17 protein-coding genes are annotated in these 23015 nt (G+C 67.7%); 8 read left to right on the top strand and 9 right to left on the bottom strand.

The annotated features are described in order from the left end of the window. Window positions 1–2: 2 nt before the first annotated feature. The 4 genes from WG898_RS01250 to WG898_RS01235 are packed head-to-tail and all read right to left on the bottom strand — an operon-like array spanning window position 3 to window position 3150. Window positions 3–1208, bottom strand: coding sequence for an acetyl-CoA C-acetyltransferase (locus tag WG898_RS01250; RefSeq protein ID WP_339600965.1), 1206 nt, complete (start codon window positions 1206–1208; stop codon window positions 3–5). A gap of 9 nt (window positions 1209–1217) precedes the next feature. Next, on the bottom strand, window positions 1218–2408 hold the full coding sequence (locus WG898_RS01245) for an acyl-CoA dehydrogenase family protein (RefSeq protein WP_339600964.1): 1191 nt from the start codon (window positions 2406–2408) through the stop codon (window positions 1218–1220). 2 nt (window positions 2409–2410) lie between these two features. Next, a complete protein-coding gene (locus WG898_RS01240; protein WP_339600963.1) occupies window positions 2411–2851 on the bottom strand; it encodes a MerR family transcriptional regulator in 441 nt (146 codons plus the stop codon). Next, entirely contained in the window at window positions 2848–3150 is a 303-nt protein-coding gene (locus tag WG898_RS01235; protein ID WP_339600962.1) for an SCP2 sterol-binding domain-containing protein, read from the bottom strand. The genes WG898_RS01240 and WG898_RS01235 overlap by 4 nt, the downstream gene beginning before the upstream one ends. A 148-nt stretch (window positions 3151–3298) precedes the next feature. Here WG898_RS01235 and WG898_RS01230 point away from each other — a divergent pair, with 148 nt between their 5' ends. The 8 genes from WG898_RS01230 (at window position 3299) to WG898_RS01195 (ending at window position 12435) form a co-directional block, all read left to right on the top strand. Beyond that, window positions 3299–4183 (top strand): SDR family oxidoreductase, encoded by an 885-nt coding sequence (locus tag WG898_RS01230; RefSeq protein WP_339600961.1) that lies wholly within the window; start codon window positions 3299–3301, stop codon window positions 4181–4183. Next, a complete protein-coding gene (locus WG898_RS01225; RefSeq protein ID WP_339600960.1) occupies window positions 4180–5790 on the top strand; it encodes an acyl-CoA carboxylase subunit beta in 1611 nt (536 codons plus the stop codon). Before WG898_RS01230 ends, WG898_RS01225 begins: the two co-directional genes overlap by 4 nt. 13 nt (window positions 5791–5803) lie before the next feature. After that, window positions 5804–6952 carry an acyl-CoA dehydrogenase family protein gene (locus WG898_RS01220; protein ID WP_339600959.1) on the top strand — a complete coding sequence of 383 codons (1149 nt, stop codon included), beginning with the start codon at window positions 5804–5806 and terminating at the stop codon, window positions 6950–6952. A 9-nt stretch (window positions 6953–6961) separates the two neighbouring features. Beyond that, entirely contained in the window at window positions 6962–7768 is an 807-nt protein-coding gene (locus WG898_RS01215) for an enoyl-CoA hydratase/isomerase family protein (protein ID WP_339600958.1), read from the top strand. Beyond that, complete coding sequence (locus tag WG898_RS01210) at window positions 7753–9708, top strand: acetyl/propionyl/methylcrotonyl-CoA carboxylase subunit alpha (RefSeq protein ID WP_339600957.1); 1956 nt, start codon at window positions 7753–7755, stop codon at window positions 9706–9708. The genes WG898_RS01215 and WG898_RS01210 overlap by 16 nt, the downstream gene beginning before the upstream one ends. Continuing rightward, a complete protein-coding gene (locus WG898_RS01205) occupies window positions 9705–10574 on the top strand; it encodes a beta-keto acid cleavage family enzyme (protein WP_339600956.1) in 870 nt (289 codons plus the stop codon). Before WG898_RS01210 ends, WG898_RS01205 begins: the two co-directional genes overlap by 4 nt. Before the next feature lie 275 nt (window positions 10575–10849). Beyond that, complete coding sequence (locus WG898_RS01200; protein WP_339600955.1) at window positions 10850–11989, top strand: hypothetical protein; 1140 nt, start codon at window positions 10850–10852, stop codon at window positions 11987–11989. A gap of 17 nt (window positions 11990–12006) precedes the next feature. Then, on the top strand, window positions 12007–12435 hold the full coding sequence (locus WG898_RS01195; protein ID WP_339600954.1) for a type 2 periplasmic-binding domain-containing protein: 429 nt from the start codon (window positions 12007–12009) through the stop codon (window positions 12433–12435). A 4-nt stretch (window positions 12436–12439) separates the two neighbouring features. On the opposite strand, the gene WG898_RS01190 is transcribed toward WG898_RS01195, so the two are convergent. From WG898_RS01190 to WG898_RS01170, 5 genes are all read right to left on the bottom strand, one after another. Further along, window positions 12440–14014: a methyl-accepting chemotaxis protein gene (locus WG898_RS01190; protein ID WP_339600953.1), complete on the bottom strand. Its 1575-nt coding sequence runs from the start codon at window positions 14012–14014 to the stop codon at window positions 12440–12442. A 67-nt stretch (window positions 14015–14081) separates the two neighbouring features. Continuing rightward, window positions 14082–15041: a ribosome biogenesis GTPase YlqF gene (gene ylqF, locus WG898_RS01185; RefSeq protein ID WP_339600952.1), complete on the bottom strand. Its 960-nt coding sequence runs from the start codon at window positions 15039–15041 to the stop codon at window positions 14082–14084. A 126-nt stretch (window positions 15042–15167) separates the two neighbouring features. Beyond that, a complete protein-coding gene (locus WG898_RS01180) occupies window positions 15168–18008 on the bottom strand; it encodes a TonB-dependent receptor domain-containing protein (protein WP_339600951.1) in 2841 nt (946 codons plus the stop codon). 221 nt (window positions 18009–18229) lie between these two features. After that, on the bottom strand, window positions 18230–21067 hold the full coding sequence (locus WG898_RS01175; RefSeq protein WP_339600950.1) for an ATP-binding protein: 2838 nt from the start codon (window positions 21065–21067) through the stop codon (window positions 18230–18232). A gap of 137 nt (window positions 21068–21204) precedes the next feature. Then, window positions 21205–22842, bottom strand: a complete 1638-nt coding sequence (locus WG898_RS01170; protein ID WP_339600949.1) for a methyl-accepting chemotaxis protein — start codon at window positions 22840–22842, stop codon at window positions 21205–21207. Window positions 22843–23015: the final 173 nt, after the last annotated feature.

The raw sequence follows: 23015 nt of genomic DNA, 5'->3' as shown, positions 1-23015 counted from the left end.
GTTCACACCCGTTCGATGATGGTGGCGATGCCCATGCCGCCGCCGACGCAGAGCGTGGCGCAGCCGGTGCTGAGGTTGCGGCGCTCCAACTCGTCCAGCAGGGTGCCGAGGATGATGCAACCGGTAGCCCCCAGGGGATGGCCCATGGCAATCGAGCCGCCGTTCACGTTCACGCGGTCCAGCGAAACGCCCAGGTCGCGCGCCGTCTTCAACGGCACCACCGCAAAGGCTTCGTTGATTTCCCAGAGGTCGATGTCCGAGGCCTGCATGCCGGCCTGCTTGAGCGCCTTGCGGCAGGCCGGCGTGGGGCCGGTGAGCATGATGGTGGGCTCGGAGCCGATCACCGCAGCGGCACGTATGCGTGCACGCGGCCTCAGCCCGGCGGCCGCACCACCGGCCTGGCTGCCTACCAACATCAGGGCCGCGCCATCGACGATGCCCGAGGAATTGCCGGCATGGTGGATGTGCGGGATGCGCTCCACCGTGGTGTATTTGCGCAGCGCGGTGGCGTCAAAACCCATCGATCCCATCATGGCAAACGATGGATCGAGCTTGGCCAGGGTCTCCAGCGTGGTGGTGGGGCGGATGGTCTCGTCCTGGTCCAGCACGGTGAGGCCGGCGATGTCCTGCACCGGCACGATCGAGCGGGCGAAGTGACCGGCCGCGCGTGCGGCGGCGGCGCGCTGGTGCGATTGCACCGCGAAGGCGTCCACGTCGCCGCGGCCAAAGCCCTCCAGCGCCGCGATCAGGTCGGCGCTGATGCCTTGCGGGATGAAGCCCAGGGCCTGGTTGACGCGCGGGTCCATGAACCAGGCACCGCCGTCGCTGCCCATGGTCCAGCGGCTCATGGATTCCACGCCGCCCGCCACCACCAGTTGCTCGAAGCCGCTCGCCACCTTGGCGGCGGCCAGGTTGATGCTTTCCAGGCCGGAGGCGCAAAAGCGCGACTGCGTCACGCCGCCCACGCTCTCGGCCCAGCCGGCGTCCAGCGCCGCGGTGCGCGCGATGTCGGCGCCTTGCTCGCCCACCGGGGTCACGCAGCCCAGCACCACATCGTCTACCAGCGCGGTGTCGAGGCCCTGGCGCTGCTGCAGGGCCTGCAGCAGGCCGCGCAGCAGCCACACCGGGCTCACCTGGTGCAGGCGGCCGTCCTTTTTTCCCTTGCCGCGCGGGGTGCGGACGTGGTCGTAGAGATAGGCATCGAACATCGTGGTCTCCTACATGAAACGAGCGGCCAGCTCTTTCATGATCTCGTTGGTGCCGCCATAGATGCGCGCCACGCGCGCATCGGCATACAGCTCGGCGATCGGGTACTCCATCATGTAGCCATAGCCGCCGAAGAGCTGCAGGCATTCGTCCATCACCTTGCAGGCGAGGTCGGTGCTCCAGGCCTTGGCCAATGCGGCGCGGGCGGCGTCGAGCTCGCCCTTCAGATGCGCCTCCATGCAGGCGTCCACAAAGGCACGCGCCGCCAGCACCTGGCTCTGCACCTCGGCCAGCTTGAAGCGGGTGTTCTGGAACTCCCAGATCGCCTTGCCGAAGGCCTTGCGCTCCTTGGTGTAGGCCAGGGTCTCGCTGAGCGCACGCTCCATCGCGCCCACCGCCGTCACCGCGATGATGAGGCGCTCCTGCGGCAGTTCCTGCATCAGCTGGATGAAGCCCTGGCCTTCGCCCTCGCCGGGCGCCGCGTTCGCGCCACCCAGTAGATTGGCCACCGGCACGCGCACCTCGTCGAAGAACAGCTCCGAGGTGTCCTGCGCCTTCATGCCGATCTTGTCGAGGTTGCGGCCGCGCCGGTAGCCACTCACCAGGCTGCCGTCTTCGTTTTCCACCTCCACCACCAGCAGCGAGATGCCTTTGGCGGCGGCGGTCTTGTCGGTCTTGCAGACCACCACCACCAGGTTGGCGTTCTGGCCGTTGGTGATGAAGACCTTCTGGCCCGAGAGTACGTACTCGTCGCCCTCTCGGCGGGCGTGGGTGCGCACGTTCTGCAGGTCGGACCCGGTGCCGGGCTCGGTCATCGCGATCGCGCCGATCAGCTCGCCACGGGCCATGCGCGGCAGCCAGCGCTGCTTTTGCGCCTCGGTGCCGTAGTGCAGGATGTAGGGGCCGACGATGGCCGAGTGCAGGCCGCCGCCGAAGCCGCTCAGGTTGGCCTTGGCCTGTTCCAGCAGGATCACGGCCTCATGGCCGAAGTCGCCACCGCCGCCGCCATAGGCCTCGGGGATGCCGGCGCACAGCAGGCCGTTGGCGCCGGCTTCCAGCCAGGTGTCGCGACCCATCATGCCGCCCTCGCGCCATTCGCCGGCGCGCGGCACCCAGCGCTCCTTGAAGAAACGCGCCACGCTGTCCTGCAGCATGCGGTGCTCGTCGTTCATCCAGTTGGATGGGAAGAGGGGAAGTGACATGGCTATTTCTCCGTGCTCAATTGCGCACGCACCGTCTCGTTGATCAGGCGCAGCTCGGCCAGGGTGGCATCGATGTGCGCGCGCTTTTGCTCCAGCTCGGCAATCGCCGCATTGGTGCGGTCCAGCGTCCACTGCAATTGCTTGGCGCGGCCCTCGCCGTGCGAGCCGTAGAGATCCAGGTAATGCTTGATCTCCTCCAGCGAGGAGCCGATGGCCTTGGCGCGCAGGATGATCTTCAGCCGCGCACGGTCGCGCTGGGTGTAGACCCGCGCGCCGTTGACGCGACGTGGCGCGAGCAGCCCCTTGTCTTCGTAGAAGCGGATCGCCCGCGGCGTCAGCTCGAACTCCTCGCAGAGCTGGGTGATGCCGTAGAGCTGCTCCTGCGGCGCGCTGTTGCTGCTCTCCAGCATCTCCAGCGCGGCGGCCTTCACCCGGGCATTCATCCCACCACGCGCTGCAGCTTCATCGCCACGCCCATGTCGCCGCTGACCTTGATCTTGCCCATCATGAAGGCGTTCATGGGGTTGAGTTCGCCACTCAGCAGCGCGATCAGGTTCTCGCGCGTGATGGCCACGGTGCAGTCGGCCTCGCGGTCTTTATCGTTGCTGACGCTGTTGGGGATGCTCTTGCCGTCGATCACGGCCACGCCGTCGGCGCCCATGTCGAACTTGAGGATGGCGTTGAGGCCGCTCTCGGTGCCGACTTTGCCGCGCAGGGCTTCGGTAATCGCTTGCAGATCCATGACTCGGGACTCCATGTCAGATTGAGATGACTTGCATGCTAGAGCCATTGCCTGCCGTATGTCTGATGGTAATCACCAATATGAAAGCATGGTGACGTTAACGGAAGCTGTCGGTCATTCGCGTGATGACTGGATGCGAGGAACTGGCATGACTCAGGCTGAAGCGGGGGCGGGGCACTACGACAGCGTGTTCCGTCCGGGTTTGTTCAAGGGGCAGCGCATCTGGGTGACCGGGGCGGGCTCCGGCATCGGCCGTTGCACCGCACACGAGCTGGCGGCGCTGGGCGCCATGGTGATCCTGTCAGGCCGCGGCGCCGACAAGCTCGAGCGCGTCGCCGCCGAGATCCGCGAGGATGGTGGCACCTGCGACTGGCGCGCCTTCGATATCCGCGAGGAAGAAGCCGTCAAGGCGAACATCGCCGCGGTGCTGGCGCAGCATGGCCCCGTCACCGGCCTGGTGAACAACGCCGGCGGTCAGTTCCCATCGCCCTTGATGGCGATCTCCAAGCGTGGCTTCGAGGCGGTGGTGGCAAACAACCTCACCGGCGGCTTTCTGATGATGCGCGAACTTTTCACGCAGAGCCTTCAGCAGCATGGCGGCGCGGTCGTCAATATGACGGCGGACTTCCGCAACGGCATGCCCGGCATGGCGCACAGCGGCGCGGCGCGGGCGGGCATGAGCAACCTCACCATGAGCGCGGCCTTCGAGTGGGCCCATGCGGGCGTGCGCGTGAACGCGGTGGCACCCGGCTGGGTGGCCTCCAGCGGCATGGACAGCTATGGGCCCGCCATCCAGCCGCTGATCCGGCAACTCAGGAACCATGTGCCGTTGCGCCGCCTGGCCAGCGAGGCCGAAATCTCGGCGGCCATCGTCTTCCTGCTCTCTCCCGCCGCCGCCTTCATCACCGGCGTGACGCTGCAGATCGATGGCGCGGCCTCGCTGGGCAATCCGATGTTCCCAAATCTCGATCACGCGGGCACACAACCCTTCAACGGCTTCCACCGCGCTGCCGTGCCCGAGGTGCTGAAGTGAGCGTGATCCTCAGCCGCCTCAACCCCAAGTCCAAGGCCTTCGCCGCCAACGCCGAGGCGATGCAGGCCAAGCTGGCCGAGGTGCGTGCGCTGGAGGCCAAGGTGATGGCCGAGTCGGAGTCCAAGCGCGACAAGTTCGAAGCGCGGGGTCAGCTCTTGCCGCGCGAGCGCGTGGCGCGGCTGCTGGACCGGGACTCGGGCTTTCTGGAGCTCTCGTCGCTGGCGGGTCTGGGCATGCACGACGACGACGGCAAGAAGAGCGTGCTGGGCGGCGGATCCATCGTCGGCATCGGCGTGGTGGCCGGCAAGCGCGTGCTGATCTCGGCCAGCGACAGCGCCATCAAGGGCGGCACCGTGCCGCCCATGGGCCTGAAGAAGGCCTTGCGCGCGCAGGAGATTGCACGCGAGAACAAGCTGCCGCTGATCTACCTGGTGGAAAGCGGCGGCGCCAACCTGATGTACCAGAGCGAGATGTTCGTGGAAGGCGGGCGCAGTTTTGCCAACCAGGCGCGCCTCTCGGCCGCCGGCATTCCGCAGATCGCGGTGGTGCATGGCGCGTCCACCGCGGGTGGCGCCTATTTGCCGGGCCTCTCGGACTATGTGGTGCTGGTGCGCGGGCGCTCCAGCATCTATCTGGCCGGCCCGCCGCTGGTGAAGGCCGCCATCGGCGAAGACGCCAGCGAAGAGGAGCTGGGCGGCAGCGAACTGCATGCCAGTGTCACCGGTCTGGGCGAGTACCTGAGCGAGAACGACGCCCATGCGCTGGCGCTCACGCGCGAGCTATTGGACAAGTTGAACTGGCCCAGCGTGCCGGTGGAGGCGCCCGGCCCCGCGCCCCTGTATGACGCCGAGGAGCTGCTGGGCGTGGTGCCGGTTGACGAGCGCGAGCCCTACGACGCACGCGAGGTGATCGCGCGCATCGTTGACGGCTCTGACTTCCTCGAATTCAAGGCCGGGTACGGCAGCGAGACCCTGTGCGGCCATGCCCGCATCGAAGGCCAGCTGGTGGGCATGCTGGCCAACAACGGGGCCATCCAGCCGCAGGGCTCGAGCAAGGCGGCGCAGTTCATCCAGCTCTGCGACCAGAGCGGCACGCCGCTGGTGTTTTTGCAGAACACCACCGGCTATATGGTGGGCCGCGAGGCCGAGAGCCAGGGCGCCATCAAGCATGGTTCCAAGATGATCCAGGCGGTGGCGAATGCGCGCTGCCCGAAGTTCACCATTCTGTTGGGCGGCTCTTTCGGCGCCGGCAACTACGGCATGTGCGGGCGCGGCTTCGACCCGCGCTTCATCTTCAGCTGGCCCAGTGCGCGCACCGCGGTGATGGGCGGTGCCCAGGCGGCCAAGGTGATGGACATCATCAACCGCGCCAAGCTCGAGCGCATGGGCGCGCCGGTCAACGACGAGGCCCTGGCCGCGATGAGCGATCAGCTGCGCCTGCGCATCGAGCGCGAATCCAGCGTGCTGTTCGGTACCGCCCGCCTGTGGGACGACGGCGTGATCGACCCGCGCGACACGCGCCGCGTGCTGGCCCTGGGCCTGGCGCTGGCGCGCGAGGCTGAGGCCCATGCGCTGCGCCCGAATGCTTTTGGCGTGGCCCGATTCTGAAAAGGAGGCAGACATGCAATTCAGTGCAGAACACCGCGCCCTCTCCGACACGGTCAGCCGCTTCGTCGAGAAGGAGCTCAACCCCCATGTGCCCGAGTGGGAGAAGGCCGAACAGTTTCCGGCCCACGAGGTCTTCAAGAAGCTCGGCAAGCTGGGCCTCCTGGGCCTGAAGTACCCCGAGGAATACGGCGGCGCGGGCCTGGACTTCAGTTACTCCATGGTGATGGCCGAGGCCCTGGGTACCTGCGCCTGCGCCGGCGTGCCCATGGGCATAGGCGTGCATACCGATATGTGCACGCCGGCGCTGGCGCGCTTTGGTTCGGACGCGTTGCGGCGCGAATTCCTGGCGCCCTCGATCGCCGGCGATCTGGTCGGTTGCCTGGGCGTCTCAGAGGCCGGTGGCGGCTCGGACGTGGCCGCCATCAAGACCAGCGCCCGCAAGGACGGCGACGACTATGTGATCAACGGCAGCAAGATGTGGATCACCAACGGCATGCAGGCCGACTGGTGCTGCCTCTTGGCCAATACCAGCGACGGCCCGGTGCACAAGAACAAGAGCCTGATCGTCGTGCCCATGGATACGCCCGGCATCACGCGGCAGAAGATCCACAAGATCGGCATGGACGCCTCCGACACCGCCCAGCTCTTCTTCGACGAGGTGCGCGTGCCGCAGCGCCACTTGATCGGCCAGGAGGGCATGGGCTTCGTGTTCCAGATGATGCAGTTCCAGGAGGAACGGCTCTGGGGCGCGGCCAGCTCGCTGAAGAACCTGGACCGGCTGATCGACCTGACCATAGCCTACACGCGCGAGCGCAAGGCCTTCGGCAAGTCCATCCTCGACAACCAGGTGGTGCATTTCCGCCTGGCCGAGCTGCGCACCGAGGTGGAGGCGCTGCGTGCGCTCACCTACGCGGCGGTGGACCAATATGTGGCGGGCAAGGACGTCACCAAGCTGGCCTCGATGGCCAAGCTCAAATGCGGCCGCCTGATCCGCGAGGTGTCCGACTCCTGCCTGCAGTACTGGGGCGGCATGGGCTTCACCTGGGACAACCCGATCAGCCAGTCCTACCGCGATGGCCGCCTGGTCTCGATCGGCGGCGGCGCCGACGAGGTGATGCTGTCCATCATCTGCAAGCTGGAGGGAACCCTTCCCAAGGGTTGAGCAAGCATCATGAGCAATTACCAAACCCTGCTGCTGCGCCAAGAGAAGAATGGCGTGCTGCACCTCACGCTGAATCGCCCGGAGCTGCGCAATGCGCTCTCGATGGCCATGGTGGCCGAGCTGCGCGCCGCGCTGGCGGCAGCCGAGGCCGATGCTTTGGCGCGCGTGATCGTGCTGCGTGGCGCCGGCGGCCATTTCTGTGCCGGCGGCGACCTCAAGGACATGGCCGCCGCGCGCATGCGCCTGGCCGAGGAGGGCCCGTCGGTGCTGGCCGAGATGAACGCCGCCTTCGGTCATCTGTGCGCTGCCTTCGCTGCCAGCAAGCTGGCCATCGTGGCGCTGCTGGAGGGCGTGGTGATGGGCGGCGGCCTGGGCCTGGCCTGCGTGGCCGATGTGGTCCTCGCGGGCGAGACGGCGAGCCTGCGCCTGCCCGAAACCTCGCTGGGCGTGGTGCCGGCACAGATCGCGCCCTTTCTGGTGGAGCGGCTGGGCTATTCGCAGGCCCGGCGCCTCGCCGTCACCGGCGGCAGGCTCGATGCTCGCCAGGCCTTGGCCCTGGGCCTGGTGCACGAGCTGCACGGCGCTGGCGCCGAACTCGACGCCGCGCTGCAGCGCGTGCTGGGCGAGATCCTGCAATGCGCACCAGGCGCGCTGGCCGCCACCAAGCACTTGATGGCGCGCGCGCGTCTGCATGCGCCGGCCAGCCTGGTCGACGAGGCGGCCGAAGCGTTTACGAGCGCGGCGCTGGGGCCCGAGGGCATGGAGGGCGTGAGCGCCTTTCTTGAAAAACGCAAGCCGGCGTGGGTTCCGACATGAGCGGCGGCAACTTCAGCAAGATCCTGGTGGCCAACCGCGGTGAAATCGCCTGCCGCGTGATGCGCACGGCACGCAGCCTGGGTTATCGCAGCGTGGCCGTCTATACCGAGCCCGATGCGCAGTCGCCGCATGTGGCGCAGGCCGACGAGGCGCTGCAGATCGGCTCCTACCTGGACATCGCGGCCATCCTGGACGCCGCAGCCCGCACCGGCGCAGATGCGTTGCATCCGGGCTACGGATTTCTCTCCGAGCGCGCCGACTTTGCCCAGGCCTGCGCGGACGCGGGCCTGCGCTTCATCGGCCCGCCGGCGGCCAGCATCGCGGCCATGGGCAGCAAGGCGGCGGCCAAGCGCCGCATGCTGGCGGCTGGGGTGCCCTGCGTGCCCGGTTACCTGGGCGAGCAGCAGGACGATGTGACGCTCACGTTCGAGGCCATGCAGCTGGGCTATCCGCTGCTGGTGAAGGCGGTGGCCGGCGGCGGCGGGCGCGGCATGCGGGTGGTGCAGCGGGCTGCCGAACTGGCGGGCGCCATCGCGAGCGCGCGCCGCGAGGCCGAGAGCGCCTTCGGCGACGGCACGCTGATGCTGGAGCGCCTCATCGCCCAGGGGCGGCACATCGAGATCCAGGTGTTTGCCGACGCGCATGGGCATTGCATCCACCTGGGCGAGCGCGATTGCACGGCGCAGCGCCGCCGCCAGAAGGTCGTCGAGGAATCGCCCTCGCCGCTGGTGAGCCCGGCGCTGCGCGCCGCCATGGGGGCCGATGCGGTGGCGGCCGCGCAGGCGGTGGGCTATGTGGGCGCGGGCACGGTGGAGTTCATCGTCGACGCGGAGCTGAAACAACATTACTTCCTGGAGATGAACACGCGGCTGCAGGTCGAGCATCCGGTGACCGAGTGCGTGACCGGCCTGGACCTGGTGGAATGGCAGCTGCGCATCGCCGCTGGCGAGCCCTTGCCGCTGGTGCAGCAGGACGTGCAGTTTCGGGGGCATGCGATCGAGGCGCGGCTCTATGTGGAGGACCCCTATGAAGGCTTTCGGCCGCAGACCGGGCGCATCGCCTGGTGGCGGCCCGAGCTGGCGCTGCGGCCTGGGGTTCGCATCGATGCCGGCGTGGCCGAGGGCGGCGAGCTGGGCCCGCATTACGACGCCATGGTGGCCAAGTTCATCGCCCATGGGCGCGACCGCGACGACGCGATACGCCGCCTGCGCGCGGCGCTGGCCGATGCGCCGCTGCTGGGCATCGCCAACAACGGCCGCTTCCTGGCCGAGCTGCTGGACCATGCCGACTTTCGCGCCGCGCGTCTGCACACCGCGTCGCTGGACGAGTGGGCGCTGCCGCGGCCCCAGCCCAGCGAGGCCGACTGGCTGATCGCCGCGGCCCTGCTGCTGTTGCTGGGCGAGGGGCCAGCCGCCGCGCGGCCCGCCAGTGTGGCAAGTTTCGATGTCAGCCTGCAGCATGGCGAGCAGCGCCGGCACTGGCGCGCCAAGGTTGGCGGCCGCCAGCTGCGCCTGCAAGCCGGTGAACAAGTGCATGAACTCAGCCTGCTGGGCCAGGACGGCGCAGGGCGCTGGCGCGTGGCGCTGGACGGTGTGCAGCGCAGCGTCATCGCGGTACGCGACGCGCCGGCGGGCCGCATCGAGCTGGCCAGAGGCGCCGCCAGCTTCACCTTTCACGAGCCCTCGGCCGTCCCCGTGCCCAAGGACTTGTTGGCCAACCCCGCCCATGCCCGTGCCCCGGTGGCCGGCCTGGTGGCGCAGCTGCTGGTGGCCGAAGGCGACAGCGTCGCCGAGGGTCAGGCCTTGCTCAGCGTCGAGGCCATGAAGATGGAGATGTGGCTCACCGCCGGGCGCGCCGGGCGCGTGAAGGTGCTGCATGTGGGCCTGCGCGAATCGGTTGCGGCGGGCGCCCTGCTTGTTGAACTCGAGGACCCAGCATGAACAGCGACAACAAGGCCATCCTGAGCTGCGCGCTCACCGGCGTGCTCACCAACCCGAAGCAGCATCCGGTGCCGGTGACGCCGGCGCAGATGGCGCAGGAGGCACGCGACGCCTTCAATGCCGGCGCCTCGGTGATGCATGTGCATCTGCGCCGGCAGGAGGAGGGCTTGAGCCATCTGCCCAGCTGGGACCCGGAGCTGGCCGACAGCGTCGTCTCGGCCATCCGCGCCGCCTGCCCCGGCGTCATCATCAACCTCAGCACCGGCGTGATCGGCCCTGACATCGCCGGCCCGGCCGCCTGCCTGCGCCGCGTGCGGCCCGAGATCGCCGCCTGCAATGCCGGCAGCCTCAACTACCTCAAGCTCAAGGACGATGGCACTTGGGCCTGGCCGCCGATGGTGTTCGACAACCCGGTGGCCAAGGTGCAGGCCTTTCTGGACGTGATGGCCGGATGCGGTGCGCATCCCGAGTTCGAATGCTTCGATGTCGGCATCGTGCGCGCGGTGGGCATGTACCTGAAGGCCGGCATGTACGGTGGTAAGCCCGACCTCAACTTCGTCATGGGCGTGGCCTCGGGCATGCCCTGCGATGCCGATCTCTTATCCCTGCTGCCACGCTGGCTGCCGCCCGGCGCGCTCTGGCAGACCACCCTGATCGGCCGCAGCGAGATCTGGCCGCTGCATCAGAAGACCGCCGAGCTGGGCGGCATGCTGCGCAGCGGACTGGAAGACACGTTCTACCTGCCGAACGGCGAGCGCGCCAGCGGCAATGGCGTGCTGATCGAGGCGCTGGCCGACTGCGCACGCCGCGCGGGCCGCGAGCCGGCCTCGCCGGCACAGGCGCGTGCCTTGCTCGGCCTGGTTTGACGGCGCACATAGCCGCGGCCGCACGCGCCGGCAAGGACTTATCGCACGATCTGCGATTTCGCCCCCCGCAGCTGTGGCATGGAGCGCAAACCTGTGCTCGCCAGTCAATCTCTTGTCGCTTCGGCCGCTCTTTTGTCGGACAGTGAGAGGCCGTCCAGGGCTGCTCAGCCAGAGGGCCCGGTGGCGGGACGGCGCGCAGCATCGGTTGTGTTGATCTGTGGTTGATGGTCAGCCACGCACCCAGCCGGCTGTGCATCGGAACCGAAAGGGCGATGATGCAAGAAGACAAACTGTTCAAGCGCATGCCGGCCGCCATGGCCTGGCTGTTCGGTCTGGGCCTGCTGGCGGGCCTGCCTGTTGCGCAGGCCCAGGACTTCGACTTCAAGGGCTTCGGCACCCTGGCCCTGGGCGCGGTGCAGAGTGGCAGCCGCAATACGCCGCTGCTGGACCGCTATGACTGCCCTTGCACGATTGCGGACTACAGCCATGCCGGCCTCTACAGCAAGAGCTGGAGCGCTCAGCCCGAATCCAAGCTGGGCCTGCAGGGGACGCTCAAACTGAATCCACAGTGGTCCGGCACGGCCCAGGTGGTGGTACGGGATGTGGACAAGCTCAAGGCCGCGCTCGAATGGGCCTATGTGAGCTTCGCGCCCAGCAGTCAGTGGACACTGCAAGTGGGCCGCAAACGCCTGCCACTGTTCTACTACTCCGACTTCCAGGACGTGGGCTATGCCTACAACTGGATACGCCCGCCGCAGGACGTGTATGGCTGGGAGGTGGTGAACTTCAACGGCGCCACCGTGGCCTACAGCAGCCAGCTGGGCGATTGGTCGGTGCGCAGCAGCGCGTTCACGGGCACGGAGTCCACCAAGGACAACGCGCTCGCCAAGATCTACTACCAGGCCCGCCAGGACATCACCTGGAAGCGCATCCTGGGCGCCGACGTCGAGCTGGCGAACGACTGGCTGACGCTGCGGCTCAATCTGATCCGCAACAACGTGGACCAATGGGATCACGATGGAGGCGTGCGCACCCAGACCGTGTTCAAGCAGTCGCAGCTGATCTATGGCCTGGCGGCCAACGTCGATTGGGAAGACTGGCTGCTGCGCTCGGAATTCAGCGTGTTCGACCGCAGTGATTACTCCTACAAGGCCAAGAGCATGATGGTGTCAGCCGGCCGGCGCTTCGGCAAGTTCACGCCCATGCTGACCGTCAGCCGCTACCGTGAAACCAACCAATACGCGCCCAGCACCGTGCAGCGCGATGACATCCTGAGCCTGTCGCTGCGCTACGAGCTGGGCAAGTCCACGGCGCTCAAGTTGCAGTGGGACCGCTTCACCGACAAGTCGGGCCCCGACCTCGACTTCGTGGGCAATTCCAAGCTCCTGTCGATCTCGCTCGACACCGTCTTCTAAGCTTTCAGGAGCCGACCATGTCCAAACGCGTCAAGACCCTTGGCCTGTTGCTTGCGGGGCTGCTCAGCGCCGGCGCGGCCTGGGCCGATGTGGTGATCATCGTGAACCCGAAGAATCCGGTGGCTTCGCTCACCCCTGAGCAGGTGAGCGCCCTGTTCCTGGGCAAGACCAGCACCCTGCCATCCGGCGCTGCCGCGGCCTTGGCCGATCAGCTCGAGACGGCGCCGCTCTACGAGGAGTTCTACGCCAAGGTGGCCGGCAAGTCGGGCTCGCAGGTAAAGGCGGCCTGGTCACGCCTGACCTTCTCCGGCAAGGGCACGCCGCCGCGGCCCATGGCCAATTCCGCTGAGGTCCGCAAGTTCGTGGCGGGCAATCAGGACGCGGTTGGCTATATCGAAAAGTCAGCGGTCGATGGCAGCGTCAAGGTGGTGCTGACGGTCAACTAAGCCGCTAGCAGCGGAACCCCGCCACCAGCCCCTGCAGGCGCTCGGCGCGCTCCTTCAGCCCCTCGGCCGCCGCCGCCGACTGCTCCACCAGCGCGGCATTGCGCTGGGTCAACTCGTCCAGCTGCGCCACCGCGCTGCTGACCTCGCCGAGCTCCTGGCTTTGCTGCTGGGCCGAGGCGCTGATGCCGGCGATGGTGGCGCTGACGCTGCGCACCGATTGCACGATGTCCTGCATGGTGCGGCCCGCGTCCATCACCAGGGCGGTGCCGCTGCCCACCTTGTGCACCGAGGCGCCGATCAGCTGCTTGATCTCCTTGGCGGCCTCGGCCGAACGCGTCGCCAGGCTGCGCACCTCGGCCGCCACCACCGCAAAGCCGCGGCCCTGCGCGCCGGCGCGCGCCGCCTCCACGGCGGCGTTCAGGGCGAGGATATTGGTTTGAAAGGCCAGGCCGTCGATCACGCCGACGATGTCGCCGATGCGGCGTGAGCTGGCCTGGATCTCGTCCATGGTCTGCACCACCTGGGCCACCACCTCGCCGCCGCGCGTGGCCACCAGGCTGGCATTGCTGGCCAGCGCGCGCGCCGCCTGGGCGTCGGCGGCGCTGCGCTGCACCTTGTCGCTCAGCAGCGACATGCTGGCGCTGGTCTGCTGCAGGCTGGAGGCGCTGTGCTCGCTGCGCTCGCTCAGGTCCTGGTTGCCGCTGGCAATGTCGGCCGATGCGGCATGCAGGCCGGCGGTGGTGTCGCGCACCTCACCCACCAGGCCGGCCAGGCTTTGCTGCATGCGCGCCAGCGCCTGCAGCATCTGCGCGGCCTCGTCGTCGCCCTGCGGCACGATGGCGACGCTGAGGTCGCCGGCGGCAATGCGTTCGGCGGCGGCGCGCGCGGCGCCGATGGCGCGCACCACCGAGCGGGTGGTGAGCAGCAGCACCGCCAGGCACAGCGCCAGGCAGACGCTCAATCCCAGCGTCAGCACCCAGCGCGTGTGACGGGCGCGCGCCTCCAGCGCGGCGCGCGCCTCGTCGGCCTGGGCCGCACTGACGCTCACCAGGGTCTGCAGCGCCGCCTGGGCGCGCTGCACCGCGGGCAGCACCGGCTGCATCGCGCGGTTGCCCTCGGCCGGGGTGAGCAGGCGCTCTTCCAGCACCTCCTTCATCACCGGTTCGAAGCCGCTGCGGTAGCCGCTCAGGCCGGCCTCCAGCTCGCTCAGCGCGGCGCTGCTTTGCGCATCGGGCCGCAGCGCGCGCAGGCTGGCGAGCAGGCCCTCGGCATCGCGCCAGCTGGCCTGCCACAGCTGCTCATGGCGCTGCGCCTCGCTGAGCAGCTCGTAGCTGATCAGCATGTTCTTCTCGTGCATGAAGAGCATGCCCAGCGCGGCCTTGAGTTCACCGGCCTGGCGCGCCTGCACCTGGGGGCGGGTGAAGAAGGCCTCGGTGGCCTGTTCGCTGGCGCGCAGGCTCAGCTGCGCATAGAGCGCCAGGCCGGCCATGCACAGGCCCACGAAGGCGGCGGCCAGGATGAGGCGCTTGCGGATGCTGAGGCTGGGCATGGTGCTGAGGTCGGCAAAGTGGGTGAACATGCCGCCACCATGCCGCGCCACTGTGTGAGCCTCATGACAAACCCGAGGTGCAAGCCGGGGATGTGACTTATTGCGCGTCTTCTTCCGCCACCGGCCCGCCGCGCTGCGGTGTCTTGGTCTTGCGCTTGCGCGCGGCGATCTTTTCCAGGCGCTGCTGATCGGCCAGCGCCGCGGCGGCCGCCCAGGTGGCGAACTGCTCCGGCGTTTCCAGCGTGATGCGGCCCAGGAGCCCCTGGCGGAATTCGTAGATCAGCACCTCGGCGGCCTTTTGCAGGCTGACGCGCCCGCCGCCCAGCATGGCGCCGCGCTTGCGGCCGATGGCGGTGAGCAGACCCTCGTCGTCGAGCTCGGCAGAGTCGGCGAGCTTGTAGCGCTCCTCTACGCGGCCGGCGTATTCGGCGCGCAGATAGTGCAGCAGCTCCAGCGCCACCTCGGCCTCGTCGAAGGCATTGCGGCCCACCGCGCCGCTGGCGGCAAGGTTGTAGCCGGCCTGTTCAATGCTGATGCGAGGCCACAGCATGCCGGGGGTGTCGAACAGGTAGACATCCTGGTCCAGCACGATCTTCTGCTCCACCTTGGTGATGCCGGGCTCATCGCCGGTCTTGGCCGAGCGCTTGCCCACCAGGGTGTTGATGAGGGTGGACTTGCCGACGTTGGGGATGCCGCAGATCAGCACGCGTAGCGGCTTGGCCATGCCGCCGCGGTTCGGTGCCAGCTCGCGGCAGGCCGCCACCAAGGCCTTGGCGGGCGCCACCATGGCGGTGTCCAGCGCGATCGCGCGGGTGGCAGGCAGGGCGTTGTAATGGGCCAGCCACAAGGCGGTGCGCGCCGGGTCGGCCAGGTCCTGCTTGTTGAGCAGCTTGAGGGTGGGCTTGCTGTCGGTCAGCTCGGCCAGCAGCGGGTTGGCGCTTGCACCCGGGCAGCGCGCGTCGAGCAGCTCGATCACCACGTCGATGCCGCCCTTCATGCGCTCCTTGATCGCATTCCGGGTCGTGTTCATATGCCCGGGGAACCATTGAATCGCCATCTCTTGTGCTCGCTATGCCGCCGCTGTCAAAGCCGCCATTGTCCCAGCTGCTTGCGGCCGCGCACAAAAAAAGGGCCGGGAGTTCCCTCCCGGCCCTGAGTCAGCAGCATGTGCCGAAGGGATTCATTACCAGAACTTGTACTCCGCGGCGACGCGGTACATGCGGCCCTGCACGTCTTCGCGGTTCTGCGGAATGATGTTGCCGCCGCTGACGTTGAAGTCACGGTAGTCGATAGCCGGGCGCTCATCCAGCAAGTTGCGGATATTCAGCGACAAGGTCAGGTTCTTGAAACCGGTGTAGCTGATGTTGTAGTCCAGGCGCTGGTAGGCAGCCAGGCGGCACTCCGTGATCGCTGGCCTCTTCTTGGCGCAATCTGCGGCGGTCCAGCCGCTGTCGTTCACGTCGCGCCGGTAGTCCTGCGGGCTGTTGTAGGTAAGGCGCAGGGCGTGACCGAAGTCGCCGGACTTCAGGCTGAAGGTGTTGCCGACGATGACCCGCGAGTAGCCATAGCGGCCGGCCAGGTTGTTGCCCCAGGCATTGATCTCGGTGCGGAACTCCTGGTAGTTGAGCAGGTAGGTGGCGTCAAAGGCCCAGCCAATGCGGCCCAGTTCGGTGCTGACCTGCGAATTCAGGCCGAAGTCGATGCCCGAGGTGCGCGTTTTGAGCAGGTTCTCGAACTTGCCCTGGCTGCTCAGCAGCGGGCCAGCGTCGGCGCCGATGCCGTATTTCGCGCGTTCGGCAGCGGTGCGGAAGCTGGGGTCCTTGGAGGCGTCCTTGTCGCGCACGATGGTGCCGGCCGGCAGCGAGGCCTCGCTGGCCAGCAGGTCATCCAGCGAACGCAGGCCGATCTCGTTCTTGCGCGAGATGTTGAAGTAGTCGGCCGACAGGTTCCAGCCCTTGGCCGGCGCAAACACCACACCCAGGCTGAACGACTTCGAAGTCTCTGGTTTCAGATTGGGGTTGTTGCGGGTCAGATTGGCAACACCGGCGGCGCATTCATTGGTTTCAACGCTGTCCGCGCGGGCCAGCAGCAGGGCCTTGTTCGGGTCGTTGTCGTTCAGCGAATCGGCCTGCGTGCGCAGGTCGCCGGCCAGTGCCTGTGCCGGGTCGCAGCGCTTCGGGTCCACCGTGCCGTTGTTGAACGAGAACTTCAGCGATTCGGCGCTCTCGGTCAGGTTGGGGGCGCGGAAGCCGCCCTCTGCCGTGGCACGCAGCAGCAATTCCTTGCTGGCTTCGTAACGCAAGGCCAGCTTGGGCGAGAAGTGGGCGTTGAAGCCCTTGTACTTGTCCACCCGGCCGGCCGTTTCCAATGTCAGGGCCTTGGTCAGCGGCATGCTCAATTCCGCGAACACCGCGCCTTGCGAGCGCTTGCCGTCCGACTTGGAGGTGCCCAGGCCGACGATGTCACCCACTTGCAGGTTCTGCGTCGGGGTGATGGTCATCTTTTCATGCCGCAGGTCGAAGCCGGTGGCCAGGCCGACCGGGCCAGCGTCCCAGCTGGCGATCTCGCCGGTCAGCTTGCCATCGACAAAGGTCTGGGTGGTCTTGGCATCCCAGCCGTAGGTGGGGAAGAGCTTGGACAGCACCTCGGCGCTGTTGGGCTGGCCGATCTTGTAGCCATTGGCCTTGTTGAAGAAGTCAGCGGCCAGCACCTCGGCGTTGTAGTCGCCCACCAGTTCCTTGAAGGCGCTGTTGCTGAGTCGGCCACGCATGTCCATGTTGGTCTTGCCGCCCATCACGCCGGTGGCCAAGTCCCAGTCCATGTTCTTCCAGGTGCCCTGCAGGCCCGTCAGGACGCGGTATTGGTCGGTCTTGAGCTTCTGGCCGGCGCCATCGTCCACGAAGCGGTAGCGGAACTCCACTTCCTCCCCGGTGGGGTTGAAGGGATGCTCAGCGGGCAGGCCACGGTGCACAAAGGTGATGCCCTGGCCCGTGACGGGGTTGCCCCAGGTCGAGTCCTGGCCGATGCCGTACAGCGCGTGCGTGCTGGAGTAATCGTTCTTGGTGCGGCTGAACAGCAGCTCCGAATAGCCCTGGGTATCGCCAGCGACTTTGTAGCGGGCCGACACCAGCATATTGGTGCGATCTGCACCCGGCTGCACTTCGAAGGCGCTGTAGCGGTCGTAGCGGCACAGATTGCTGGTCACAACCGCGCAGCCCTTGACCGGGCCGACGCCGATGATGTTGCCGGGATAGGAGTAGGTGGACAGCGAGCCGAAGGTGGCGAACTTCTCGAAGTAGATCGGGTTCGAGTCGGCAAGCACCTCACGCCAGGAGGGCATGGCCTCGCGGTGGTACATCTCCAGATTCGCCAGCACATTGAAGCCGTGCTTGTTGATGTCGCCAAAGCCGCCCGTCAGGCTGGCGCGCGAGTTGGCGAACTTGCCCAGATTCACACCTTGCTGGTGCGAGGCCGAGGCCTGCAGACCTTCGTAGTTGCTGCGCGTGATGATGTTGATCACGCCGGCCACGGCGTCGGAGCCATAGACGGAGGAGCCGCCGCTCTTGAGCACCTCGATGCGTTCCACGGCCTCGGCGGGCAGGGCGTCAAGATTGGTGAAGACTTCGTTGAAGTCGGCCAGGGGATAGGGCGCGACGCGGCGGAAGTTCAACAGCACCAGGGTGCTTTGCTTGCCCATATTGCGCAGCGAGGCCGAGCTGGCGCCAGAGGCAAAGGAGTTGCTACCCCCGATATCGGAGAGCGAGCTGCTGTTGCTGCCGGACAGGCTGTCAAGCATTTCGCGCACCGTGGTCACGCCCAGGCGCTGCAGGTCTTCGCGGCGCAACACCTGCACAGGGGCAGAGCCTTCGTCGGTGGCGCGTTTGATGTGGCTGCCCGTAACTTCCACGCGCTGCAGCACTTCAGAGGCTTGCGCCTGAGCTTGCGCGCAGAAGGCTGCGCATGCCAGTGCTGCAGCGGTGAGGGTCGCCGCGCGATGGCGGGGGAGCGCTACTTTCTTCATCATTTTGTGAATCTCCATTGGTCTTCAGCAGATGCTGTCTGGCAAGGGCCTGTGTGGCCCGCCCTGCGGCGGCGCCACCCGGGTATGGGTTGCGCCAAGATCGGCAGCCTGCATGGGTTGCGAATGCTAGTGAACGGCGCAGCTTGCGACGGCGTCTTGCTGCACAAATACAACAGGCTTCATCTGTATTGCAGGCCTTGTTGATTTGTGTAAATGCCGGCCAGCTAGGCGAAGCGCTCGGGGCTGCCGGAGCCAGCGCCCGCTGGCGCACACAAAGGCACGCAGATGGTGACCAGGGTGCCTTGGCCTAACTCGCTGCCAACCCGGATCTCGCCGCCAAACAGGTTCTTGATGATGTTGTAGCTGATCGACAGCCCCAGGCCGCTGCCGCCCTGACCCAGCTTGGTGGTGAAGAAGGGTTCAAAGATGCGGTGCAGATGCTCGGCGCTGATGCCGCGGCCGTTGTCGCTGAAGCGCAGCTCCACCCAGCCGGGCTTGCTCATCGGCTCGGCCGTCAGCAGCATGCGGCCGCGGCTGCGGCCCTCGAAGGCGTGCAGCAGGGCGTTGTTGATTAGGTTGGTGAGCACCTGGCCGAAGGGGCCGGGGTAGGCGTCCAGGCGTATGCCCTCGGGGATCTCTAATGCGATCGCATGGCCGCTCTTGCGAATCGCGCCCATCATGGTGGCGACGACATCTTGACTGGTGTGGGCGAGGTCGAACACGCGGCGCTGCTCGGTGGTGCGGTCGGCTGCCACCTGCTTGAAGCTGGCGACCAGGGCCGCGGCGGTGCCAAGGCCGCGTGCGATCAGCTGCGCGGCCGAGGTGGCGTCGGCCAGATAGCTCATCAGGGCCGAGCGCCGCAGGCTGTTGTCCTGCGCGGCCTGGGTGATCTCTTCGCTGCGCTGCTGCAAGGTGGACGCCATCAGCAGGCCGTTGCCGATCGGCGTGTTGAGCTCATGCGCCACGCCGGCCACCAGTGCGCCCAGCGCCGCCAGCTTCTCCTGCGCCACCAGCTGGGCCTGGGCATCCTTCAGGTGCCGGTAGGCGCTGGCATTGTCCAGCGCGATCGCGGTATAGGCGCACAAGCTGCGGAAAATCAGCCACTCATGTTCGGCGTAAGCATTGGCATGCGGGGACTGCAGCGTCATCACGCCCAGCACGCGCTCACCCACCGTCAGCGGCGCGAACAGGGCGCTGAGGGTGTGCATGGTGCCGGGCACCTGGCTGGGGTCGCTGCCGTCGGCGGCCAGCTGCACCGAAAGCTCGCGTCGCTCGCGCACGCAACGTGCCGAGTTGGAGTGCGGGTCGTTCAGGTCGATGCGCTCGCTGGGCAGGCGCTGTCCGTTCTCAATGTCGAACACGGAGTTCAGGGCCTGGCCGTCGGCATCCATCAGGTAGATGCCGAAGCCCGCTGCGTCGAGCAGGGCGTGCACATGGCGGTGCAGGGTCAGGAACACCGATTCGGCATCCAGGTGGGCGGTGATCTCCTGGCCGATGGCGCCGAGCCGCTCCAGCGTGGCGCTGGTGTGCTGCAGCAGGGCTGCGCGCTTGGCCTCGGCCTCGGCCATCTGCTTGTGGTGGGCGGCCTCGGCGCGCGCGCTTTCGGTCATGTGGCGCAGTTGCAGGGCCATCAGACGCTGGTGAGCCATCTGGCCATGCAGGCGCTCGCGCGTGGCCACCGATTGCTCGGAGGCCGCGTAGGCTTCGGCATGGCGGCCGGCCTGCGCATAGGCCTGGCCCAGGTCGCTGAGCAGATCCGCGGATGCCTGGTAGCCGGCGATGCGGCCAGCCACCTGCAGGGCCTGTTCCAGATGTTCGAGCGCGCTGGTCTCGGGCCGCCGGCCCTGCCGGGTTTGCTGGCCGCTGATCGCCGCCAGCACCTGGCGGGCCTCCACCTGCTGGTCGTCCAGGCCGGCGTCCACCGCCTGCTGCAAGGCCGCCTGCGCGACCTGCACCGCGGCGTCGAGCTGGCCCAGGTGCAGCAGGGCCTTGGCCTTGCCGCACTGCATTTCGAGCTGCAGGTCGCTACCCTGCGGTCCGCTGGAGCGCTGCTCAAGCATCAGGTAGCAGTCCAGCGCCTGCCGGTAGGCGCCGCGGTCCAGCGCCAGATCGGCGCGGTACTTCAGTGCCACGGCGTAGTTGCGCGAGGCCTGCAGCGGCCTGAGTGTCTGCAACGCTTCTTCCAGCATGGCCTCGGCCAGATCCAGGCGCCGCAGGCGGCGCAGCGTTTCGCCCATCTGGCTCAAGCAGGCGCCGACGCTGGCGGGCCAACCGGTGGGGCGCGCCAGCTCGAGGGCGCGCTGCACCCATTCGAGCGCGGTGTCGTGATCGTTCAGGCTGGTGAAGGCATTGCCGATATTGCCGGCCGCGGTGATGGCGTTGTGCAGCTGGCCACTCTTGAGGCTGGCCTCGAAACCGCGGTTGAAATGCTGGATCGCGCCGGCATAGTCGCTGGCGCGGTAGGCGCAGCTGCCGAAGAACAGGTGCACGCCGGCGGCGGCCGGTGCGCGCAGCGCGGGCAGCAGGGCGCCAAAGCGCTGGGCCCAGCGCTGCTCGGCGGCGCGCAGCTCGCGAAAGGACTGGTAGCGCGCCAGCGTGGCTTCCAGGATGAGTTGTCGTTCCTTGTCGCCGTCGGCCCGGGCCAGCACGATGCCCTGCTCGAGCGCGGCATCGCGCGCCTGCGTCTGGCCCTGGTTGGCCAGCACCAGGGCCTGCACCCAGCAGCCGTCCACCATGCCGCAGCGATTGCTCAGTTGACCGAATTCGCGCGTCGCGGTTTGCGCCTCGTGCAAGGCGGCCGGCAGCTCGGCCCGCAGGCGCAGGCATTCCGCCCGCAGCAGGCGCAGCCGGGGCTGCAGGCCGGCATGCTCGGCCGAGGCTGCGAGCCGAGGGCCGATGTTGTCGGCCAACTGCCATGCGCGCATGGTGTCGCGCTCGCGCAGTTGCCAGGCCAGGGCCAACTCGGTGCGCAAGGCCGCGCCCTTGGGCGCCTGGTCCAGCATGGCCTGGAGGCGGGCGACTTCTTCGTCCGGCTCGAACAGACGCACGCGGCTGGGGTCCATGGCGAATACGCAGGAGTGGAGCACGCATGATGCGGCCAAAGCACTGCGCTGCGTCGATCGGCTCGCCCGGCCGCCGCTGGCGGCGGGCGCGTTTGTGGCTTATTTCATGATTGCGCGCGGCGTCGACTGGGAGTCACTCAGGCAGCGCGCTGCAACCCCGCCTTGGCGGCACGCCGCAGAGCCACCGCGTCAGGTGCGACGCGCTGCTCATGGCCGCGCAGCCTGAACACGCTGACCGAGTCCTCCACCGCCTGGGCCTGTTCGTTCAGCCCCATGGCCGAGGCCGACACCTGCTCCACCAGCGCGGCGTTCTGCTGCGTCAGCGTATCGAGCTGGGCCACTGCGCTGTTGATCTGCTCCACGCCCTGCATCTGTTCGCCCATGCCATGGCTGATGCGGCTGATCAGCTGGTGCATATCGTCCACCGCATGCTGCATCTCGCCCATCGCCTGCTGGGCCTGCTGGACCTGCTGGCCACCTTCCGCGACGCGCTCGCTGGACTCGGCGATCAGGCCGCGTACCTCGCGGGCGGCGCTGCTGGTGCGTTGGGCCAGCGCACGCACTTCAGCCGCCACCACCGCAAAGCCGCGCCCCTGCTCGCCCGCGCGCGCTGCCTCCACTGCGGCGTTGAGCGCCAGGATATTGGTCTGGAAAGCAATGCTGTCCACCACCTGGATGATGTCGGCGATGCGCGCTGCGGCCGCGCTGATGCTCTGCATGCTGTGCGCGACCGCGGCCACCGCTTGGTTGCTGTTGCTGCTGACCGCCAGCGCGGCGGCGGCATGCTTGGCCGCGCTCTGCGCCATCTCGGTGGCGGCGCGTATGGTGCTGGTGATTTGCTCCATCGACGAGGCGGTCTGCTGCAGGTTGCTGGCCTGTGTCTCGGTACGCGCCGACAAATCGGCATTGCCCTCGGAGATCGCCTGCGTGCCTTGGTGCAGCTCGCTCACGCCGATGCGCGCGTCGCGCACGATGGACATCAGGTTGACGTTCAGTTGGGCCAGCGCGCGCGCGATCTGGCCCACCTCGTCGCGGCGCTGCTCGCTGAGGTTCTGGGTCAGGTCGCCCGCGGCCATGCGGTTGGCAAAGCTCACCAGCTTGCGCAGCGGTGCGATCGCCAGACCAGCCAGATAGCTGCCGCCCAGCCAGGCGCACAGCGCCGCGATGGCGAGGCCCCAGAGCCAGCGTGGCGCGCCGGGCAGCGGCAAGCTGGCCAGGCCGAAGCCCAGCAGGGCCGGCAGCGCCAGCAGCAGGCGCATGCGGCCGGCCAGTCCCGGTTGCAGGCGGCGGCGCAGCTGCCCCAGCGGCGTCATGTCCACCAGCAGGCCTTCGTGCAGGCCCTGCTTGAGCCGGCCCTGGGCAGCCTGCTCGCGCATGCGGGCGTAGGTCAACTCGGCCGCGGCGGCGGCCGCGCTGCTGGCTTCGGTGCGCACCGACATATAGCCGTTGGGACGGCCGCGTTCATCCAGCAGCGGCGTCACGTTGGCCTGCACCCAGTAGTGGTCGCCATTCTTGCGGCGGTTCTTCACCACCGCCGACCAGGGCTGGCCGCCCTGTATCGTGGCCCACATGTCGCGGAAGGCCTCGGCGGGCATGTCCGGGTGACGTATCAGGTTGTGGGGCTGGCCCAGCAGTTCCTCGCGCGCGTAGCCGCTGACCTCGATGAAGGCTTCGTTGCAGTACAGGATGCGGCCCTGCAGATCCGTGGTCGAGACCAGGGTCTCGCCCTTGGGGAACGGGTATTCCCGCTGGCTTACCGGCGTGTTGACTCTCATGACACCTCCGCTTGTGCCGCGCCGACCCGTCCCTGCGGGGCTCGGCGGCTGTCCTTGCGATGGCGGGGCGCTCTGCTGGCACCATGTCCGCTAGGCCTACTCTAGCAAGCGAGGCGCAGAGTGTCAGCGCATTCCTTGATTTAGGTCATGCAGATGGATGAAATGAAGAAGGC

Origin of the sequence: Paucibacter soli (assembly GCF_037482845.1) — a bacterium.
Lineage (GTDB): Bacteria > Pseudomonadota > Gammaproteobacteria > Burkholderiales > Burkholderiaceae_C > Paucibacter_B > Paucibacter_B soli.
This window is presented reverse-complemented; position numbering and strand designations above follow the sequence as displayed.